Here is a 4780-nt window from a genome sequence, read left to right on the forward strand (position 1 = left end):
ATCTCGACAAGGCGCATACCGCCGCTGGCACCGAAGTCTTCGCCATCGTGCGCGACAAGCGCACKCCCATGGTTGTTTCCGCCACCCCCTTCACCCCCAACCGCTACTACCGCGGCTAATCCACTCGGAGCCTGAACGATGAGCATCAAGTACACCCCCGATCACGAATGGCTTGACGTCCACGGCGACGGCACGGCGACGGTCGGCATCACCGTGCACGCGCAGGACGCGCTGGGCGACGTGGTCTTCGTGGACCTGCCCGAAGTGGGCAAGACCTATGCCGAGAAGGAAGTCGCCGGCGTCGTCGAGTCCGTCAAGGCCGCCGCCGACGTCTACATGCCCGTGGACGGCGAAGTCGTCGAGGTCAACGAAGCCCTGCGCGACGACCCGGCCCTGGCCAACACCGACCCGCTCAAGGCCGGCTGGTTCTTCAAGGTCAAGCTGAGCAATCCCAGCCAGCTCGATGCCCTGATGGACTCGACCGCCTACGACGCCCTGTTGAAGACCCTGTAAATCCTCGAAGCAAGACCCGCCATGCCGACGCCGCTTTCCCATCTCGAAGACGCCTCCGAATTCCACGCCCGCCACATCGGGCCGGATGCCGTCGATGAATCCCTGATGTGCGCCGCCGTGGGCGTGGCCAGCCGCACCGCGCTGATCGACGCGGTCGTGCCCAAGTCCATCCGCCGCGCCCAGGGCATGAAGCTGCCCGCGCCCATCACCGAGGCCGGTGCGCTGGCCGAGTTGAAGCTGATCGCCGGCAAAAACAAGGTCTACAAGAGCTTCATCGGCCAGGGCTACTACGGCGTGCACACGCCGGGCGTCATCCTGCGCAACATCCTCGAGAACCCCGCCTGGTACACGGCCTACACGCCCTACCAGGCCGAGATCTCGCAGGGCCGCATGGAAGYCATCCTGAACTTCCAGACGATGGTGACCGACCTCACCGGCATGGACATCGCCAACGGCTCCATGCTGGACGAGGCCACCTCGGCCGCCGAGGCCGTCACGCTGGCCAAGCGCGGCGTGAAGAGCAAGAGCAACACGCTGATCGTCGCTGGCGACGTGCACCCGCAGACCATCGAAGTCATCCAGACGCGCTGCGCGCCGTTGGGTATCGACGTGAAGGTCGGCATGGCGCCCGCGCTGATGGCCGAGAACGACTACTTCGCCGTCGTCTGCCAATACCCCAGCACCACCGGCCTCATCCATGACCTGAAGGTATTTGCCGACCAGGCCCACGCCAAGAGCGCCGCCTTCATCGTCTGCACCGACCTGCTGGCGCTGACGCTGCTGGTCTCGCCCGGCGAATTCGGCGCCGACATCGTGGCCGGCAACAGCCAGCGCTTCGGCATGCCCATGGGCGCCGGCGGCCCGCACGCCGCCTTCCTGGCTTGCAAGGACGAATTCAAGCGCTCCATGCCGGGTCGCTTGGTCGGCGTCAGCAAGGACGCGCAAGGCCACCCGGCCATGCGCCTGGCGCTGCAGACCCGCGAGCAACACATCCGCCGCGAGAAGGCCACCTCCAACATCTGCACGGCGCAAGTGCTGCCGGCCGTCGTGGCCAGCATGTACGCGGTCTATCACGGCCCGCAAGGCCTCAAGCGCATCGCCGAACGCGTGGCCAGCTACACGGCCATCCTGCACGCCGGCCTGACGCGCATGGGCGCCAAGGTCGTCACGCCGCATGTGTTCGACACGCTGCTCGTGGAGTGTGATCCTGCCCCCGTCATGGCCAAGGCCGTGGCCGCGCAAACCAACCTGCGCAAGATCAGCGACAAGCACGTCAGCATCGCGCTGGACGAGACGACGACGCGCGCCGACATCGAGGCGATCTGGAGCTGGTTCGCACCCGCTGGTGCGGCCGTGCCGACCGTCGCCGAGTTCGCCGCCGGCGTCGACAGCCTGATCCCGACGCACTTGCGCCGCAGCAGCGCCTACCTGACCCACCCGGTCTTMAACACCCACCACAGCGAAACCGAGATGCTGCGCTACATCCGCAGCCTGTCGGACAAGGACCTGGCGCTGGACCGCAGCATGATCCCGCTGGGCTCCTGCACGATGAAGCTCAACGCCACGGCCGAGATGATCCCCATCACCTGGCCGGAGTTCGCGGGCGTGCACCCCTTTGCGCCGCAGGACCAGCTGGCCGGCTACACCGAGCTGGACCAGCTGCTGCAGAACTGGCTGACCGAGTGCACCGGCTATGCCGGCATCAGCCTGCAGCCCAATGCCGGCTCGCAGGGCGAGTACGCCGGCCTCTTGGCCATCAAGGCCTGGCATGAATCGCGCGGTGAAGCGCAGCGCAACGTCTGCCTGATCCCCGAGAGCGCCCACGGTACCAACCCGGCATCGGCCCAGATGGTGGGCATGCAGGTCGTCGTCACCAAGTGCGACAAGGAAGGCAATATCGACCTGGTCGACCTGAAGGCCAAGTGCGAACTGCACGCCGCCAAGCTGGCCGCCATCATGATCACCTACCCCTCCACGTATGGCGTGTTCGACACGCACGTGAAGGAAATCTGCGCGATGGTGAAGGCCCACGGCGGCCGCGTTTATGTGGACGGCGCCAACATGAATGCGCTGGTCGGCGTGGCGGCACCCGGCGAGTTCGGCGGCGACGTCAGCCACCTGAACCTGCACAAGACCTTCTGCATCCCGCACGGCGGTGGCGGCCCGGGCGTCGGCCCGGTCTGCGTCGTCGAAGACCTCGTGCCCTTCCTACCCGCGCACCGTACGGCGGGCCTGGGCAAGGCCACCAACATCGGCGCCGTCTCCGCCGCACCGCTGGGCAACGCGGCCGTGTTGCCGATCTCGTGGATGTACATCCGCATGATGGGCGCCGAGGGCCTGAAGAAGGCCACCGAGGTGGCCATCCTGTCCGCCAACTACGTCGCGGCCCGCCTGTCGGACCACTACGACATCCACTTCAGCGGCAACATCGACGGCGTCAAGGGCGGCGGCGTGGCCCACGAGTGCATCCTGGACCTGCGTCCGCTGAAGGACAGCTCCGGCGTCAGCGCAGAGGACGTGGCCAAGCGCCTCATCGACTACGGCTTCCATGCGCCGACGCTGAGCTTCCCCGTGGCCGGCACGCTGATGGTCGAGCCGACCGAGAGCGAGTCCCGCGCCGAGCTGGACCGTTTCATCGACGCGATGATCCAGATCCGCCAGGAGATCGCCGACGTCGAGTCCGGCAAGGTCAGCCGCGAGGACAACCCGCTGGTCAACGCGCCGCACACCTCGATGGTCGTCAGCGCCACCGACTGGACCCACGGCTACAACCGCGAAGCCGCCGCCTTCCCCCTGCCCTCGCTGCGCCGCCAGAAATACTGGTCACCGGTAGGCCGCGTGGACAACGTCTGGGGCGACCGCAATTTGTTCTGCAGCTGCGTGCCGCTGAGCGAGTACGAAGAAGCCTGAGCGGCCTTTGCCCGGCTCCCCTCAAGTCATGCTTGCCGTCCAGGTCATCGAGATTCTTTGGACCAAGGCCACGCGAGGGGCGCCGCGTTCCAATGAGCGTGTGGCGCTGCCACGGGCCTTTCCGCTCGATGGCCAGCCTCGGACGTGTCTGGTCCAGCACTTCAAGATCGCAGAGTGGGATGACTTCCAACCGCGGCTATTGAAATCCGAAATGAAGGACCACGTTCCGGGCTCAGAAGACGTGCTGCGCATTTCGGCGATGCCCGATCAGGCGTTCTGCCTCGGAATTCTCGGGACACCAAGCGCTGGACAGCCCAAGCGCCATGCATTGCCGGGCGTCGTGCGCCTTCTGCCTGGAGAGTTTGCTCGCCTGGTCGTCAATGCGCGGCACACGACCTACTCGGGGCAGTATTACTCCGAGACCATCTACAACGTCGCCTGCGGCGATTCGGTGCCTGCGGATCGATTCCTCGCCGGGAATCCGGACCACGACGTCGACCTCAAGGCAAACCTCTTTTGACGGTGGGAAGGCGGCCCGCACGGCCTGCGTTCCCGCTGAAGGAATCCAATCATGGCCGTCTCCGTCTTCGACCTCTTCAAGATCGGCATCGGCGCGAGCAGCTCGCACACCGTCGGCCCCATGCGCGCCGCGCGGCTGTTCGGGCTGCGACTCCAGCGTGCCTGCCTGCACCACAGGATGGCGCACCGGTGCTCGACGACACCCAAGTCCCGGTTCTAGCCCTCGTGCGCCAACTGCACCTGGTCGCGGCCGGCCGCCTTGGCGGCATAGAGGGCCGTATCGGCGGTCTGCACCAGCAGCTCCGGGCGGCGGCCGGCGGCAGGGACTTCGGCCGCGAGCCCGATGCTGGCCGTGACATGACCCGTGGGGCTGGCCGGGTGCGGCAGCGCCCGCGCTCGCAACGCGGCGACGATGCGCTCGCCCAGCGCCTGCATCTGCATGGCGCCGGCACCGGGCACGATGAAGGCGAACTCCTCGCCGCCATAGCGGGCTACCAGCTCGCCGCTGCGCCGGCCGATGGTGTCGGTCAGCACGGCCGCAATCTGGCGCAGGCAGTCGTCGCCGGCGACATGACCCATGCTGTCGTTGTAGGCCTTGAACAGATCGGCGTCGAGCAGCCCCAGGCCGAGCGGCTGGCCGGCCCGCTGGGCTCGCGCCCACTCGGCGACGAGCACCGCATCGAAATGCCGCCGGTTGGCCAGCCCGGTCAGGCCGTCGGTCTGGCTCATCAATTCGAGCTGCCGGTTGGCCGCCTCCAGCGCCGCGGTGCGCTCCAGCACGCGCGCCTCCAACACGCGTTCGCTGTCGGTCAGTGCCTGCACGCGGGCTTGCTCGGCA

At 67.1% G+C, this 4780-nt stretch carries 4 protein-coding genes and 1 pseudogene; 4 read left to right on the plus strand and 1 reads right to left on the minus strand.

Annotated features, from left to right (window positions below; genetic code table 11):
• The first annotated feature begins 138 nt into the window (after positions 1 to 138).
• The 4 genes and pseudogenes from gcvH to AC1DU6_RS20305 form a co-directional block, all read left to right on the plus strand.
• Complete coding sequence (gcvH, locus tag AC1DU6_RS20290; RefSeq protein WP_056197006.1) at positions 139 to 513, plus strand: glycine cleavage system protein GcvH; 375 nt, start codon at positions 139 to 141, stop codon at positions 511 to 513.
• 21 nt (positions 514 to 534) lie between these two features.
• Positions 535 to 3423 carry an aminomethyl-transferring glycine dehydrogenase gene (gcvP, locus tag AC1DU6_RS20295; protein WP_477859170.1) on the plus strand — a complete coding sequence of 963 codons (2889 nt, stop codon included), beginning with the start codon at positions 535 to 537 and terminating at the stop codon, positions 3421 to 3423.
• A gap of 28 nt (positions 3424 to 3451) precedes the next feature.
• Positions 3452 to 3943, plus strand: coding sequence for a hypothetical protein (locus AC1DU6_RS20300; protein WP_457324501.1), 492 nt, complete (start codon positions 3452 to 3454; stop codon positions 3941 to 3943).
• A gap of 51 nt (positions 3944 to 3994) precedes the next feature.
• Positions 3995 to 4126, plus strand: a pseudogene (locus AC1DU6_RS20305) (serine dehydratase beta chain); the annotation flags it as partial.
• A 32-nt stretch (positions 4127 to 4158) separates the two neighbouring features.
• On the opposite strand, the gene AC1DU6_RS20310 reads toward AC1DU6_RS20305, so the two are convergent.
• Positions 4159 to 4780 (minus strand): GGDEF domain-containing protein (locus AC1DU6_RS20310; RefSeq protein ID WP_477859172.1); only part of this gene is annotated, 622 nt, incomplete at its 5' end.

The organism is Roseateles sp. P5_B10 (assembly GCF_056400485.1).